Consider the following 2,694-nt stretch of genomic DNA (forward strand, 5'->3'; position numbering starts at 1 on the left):
TCCGCCAGACGGGCCTGGATGATCGGCAGCAAGCTGAATGGCACGTGACAGGCGAGGCGTTGCATGGGAACGATCTCGACTGCCTCACCCTGTTTGAGGCAGGACGCCGCTGCACCGCCATAAGCGCGAACCAGCCCGCCTGCGCCCAGCTTGATCCCGCCGAACCAGCGCACGACGATCACCGCCACTTGATCGAATTCCTGTGAATCGATGGCCTGCAGGATGGGTCGCCCTGCCGTGCCCCCCGGCTCACCATCATCGAAGCTGCGATAGCGCCCCCCGATCCGCCACGCCCAGCAATTATGGGTGGCATCGGGCACGCGGACGCGTTCGAAGAAAGCGCCCGCCTCTGCCTCCTCGGCAATCGGTCTTGCATGGACGCGGAACAGGCTTTTCTTGACGACCGTATCGAGTTGCGTCTCTGCCACGAGTGTTCGGGTCATGATTTCCCTTCCTGCCCATTTCAGGGTTCTTTCGGCGCGTTCGAGACGCGCTGCCCAAGAAGCAGGGTGCGGCCCCTCATGCAAGGGCTCGGGAATGTCTGGGCTTTGCAGGGCTTTCGTTTACTGCCCCATGAGATAGGCGTCCACGTCTCGCTTGACCGCCTCGGCATAGCCAAGGTCGGGAAAGATCGTTTTCAGGTAGCAGGGGTCATGCTGGCCCGGCTGCCAGGCGCGTACAGAGTCACGAAGCGTGTCGGCTGCCCGAAAACCCGCCAGGCCCGAAGCCCCCTGAAACAGAACCAGCATGGAGGCAAAGCAGACGCCGAGTTTCAGGTCCGGATTGCGTTCAGCGAAGGGCAGACGGCGCAGCCAGAGCAGCGCCCTCATGATCAGGCCAGCGTGGAAAAGGAGCACATAAATGGAATAGCGGGCGGGGGCGATCATCACCGCGCCTTCATTCGCCCGTCCAAATCCCGCCATACAGGCGACAGCCAGCCCTGTGAGAATAAGCCCCGTCGAGACGAGCGATGCGCGTGAACAGGATGGGCGAAGAATACAGTCACGAAGGAGAATGGCGATGGCCACCGCTGCCAGGGCCAGGCCGATTACCATGCCGAGCGTTGTCAGGGCAGCCACGCGGGAGAAAGGCAGACCCAGAAAGATTCCGGCATAGGCGATCATGCGGATGAGGGAGGGCGTACCGGGTTCGTGAGGCAGAGCGTCCCTTGCCGCGCTGCCGCCAGGCATGTCATGCCACAGGTACAGAGCGCTCTCGGTCACGCCAATCACGAGGAGTGCGCAGATCAGGGCTGGGGCCAGACGTGCGCGCAGGCCCAGCCAAAGGAGCACCGGCCAGACCACAAGCCCCGTCATGTTCCCGAAGGGGGCCAGAGCGGCACAGAGCATGGCCCCGATGAAGAAGCGTGTCGGCGACGAAGGGCTGAGGATCGCACTGGAGAACAGCACGAGCGCCCCGAGCAGAAAGACGAGGGAGAGGGGGTAGACGCAATTGATGGGCAGGCCGATATCGAGCGCGGCCGTGCTGCTCAGCACGAGCATCGGCACGATAAGCGCGAGTGTCCTGTCGCGCCGCAAGGCATGTTCGGCCATGACGCTCCAGAGCATCCAGGCCATCATCAGGACCGCCATGAGCGTCATGACGATAAAGACGAGCTGATTTCCCCCGCCCAAAGTCAGGTCGAACAGCGTCATCAACCGGACAAAGGCCAGCCGGTGTTCGTTATGGGGATGAATCAAATGCGCCCACCATCCGGACACGCTGTTGGTCCTGAGGGCAATCAGCGCATCGTGCTGCCAGGTGAGCATGTCGAGATAAGGCGTGGTAATGGCTGTCGCCCAGACCATGATCGCGAATAACGCCATCTGCACGCCGAATAACAGCTGCAGAGCCAGGACCGAACGTCCTCTTTGGGGCAGTTCTGACGACCAGGTGGCAACCGACAGCTTGATTCTGCCCAGATGCGATGAGATGGCAGCCATTATTCGGCGCTCCCCCCTATCGAAATGACAGGGAAGGAGGACTATTCCTTGAGACCTGTCTTGCACAGTCATTCAACGAGAACCGATGCAAAACGGTCCGATTGCGATTCGGATCTTCAAGTCTTGATCGTGTGAAACGCTATTTACACGATATTGACGCCTCCGCAATGCAGGCAATCTAACGAGACAGGATGTTGTGTTTCGTTACGTCCCTGACGTGGACGCTTGTACTGCGACAGGCCGGTCCGCAGATTTTGGGCGAACGGCTACTCATCCAGGGGCTGGAACAGTTCAACCAGATCGTTCAGATGCCCGATCTCTTTCAGTGCCAGGCCTTCCGGGGGCTTGGGGCGGGCGCCGCCGCTGGCGACGCGTCGGGGCAGGATGGCCTGCACGAAGCCGAGCTTCTGCGCTTCCTTCATGCGCAGATCGGTCTGGGAAACCTGGCGTACCTCCCCCGAAAGGCCGACCTCGCCGAAATAGGTGGCCCCTGCCGATGTCGGCACGCCCGTCGCCGCCGAGATCAACGCCGCTGCCACGGCCATATCGCAGGCGGGTTCGCTGATACGCAGACCGCCTGCAATATTCAGATGGACATCCATCCCCGCCATCTTCAGCCCGCATCGCGCTTCAAGCACAGCCAGAATCATGTTGAGACGCGCCGTTTCCCATCCGACCACCGCGCGTCTTGCCGCGCCCTCGCCCGCCTTGGGAGAGACGAGAGCCTGAATTTCCAGAAGGACCGGTCGTG

3 protein-coding genes are annotated in these 2,694 nt (G+C 61.5%); all 3 read right to left on the minus strand.

Annotated elements, in window-relative coordinates; genetic code table 11:
* Positions 1-443, minus strand: a 443-nt coding sequence (locus C0V97_RS17620; protein ID WP_148114975.1) for a YigZ family protein, incomplete at its 3' end; no start/stop codon positions are given.
* A gap of 120 nt (positions 444-563) precedes the next feature.
* On the minus strand, positions 564-1,943 hold the full coding sequence (locus C0V97_RS17625; RefSeq protein WP_127103730.1) for a hypothetical protein: 1,380 nt from the start codon (positions 1,941-1,943) through the stop codon (positions 564-566).
* 266 nt (positions 1,944-2,209) lie between these two features.
* Positions 2,210-2,694: magnesium chelatase domain-containing protein (locus tag C0V97_RS17630; RefSeq protein ID WP_305007279.1), on the minus strand; the 485-nt coding region annotated here is incomplete at its 5' end.

The sequence above is a fragment of the Asaia sp. W19 genome (genome assembly GCF_003994335.1).
Lineage (GTDB): Bacteria > Pseudomonadota > Alphaproteobacteria > Acetobacterales > Acetobacteraceae > Asaia.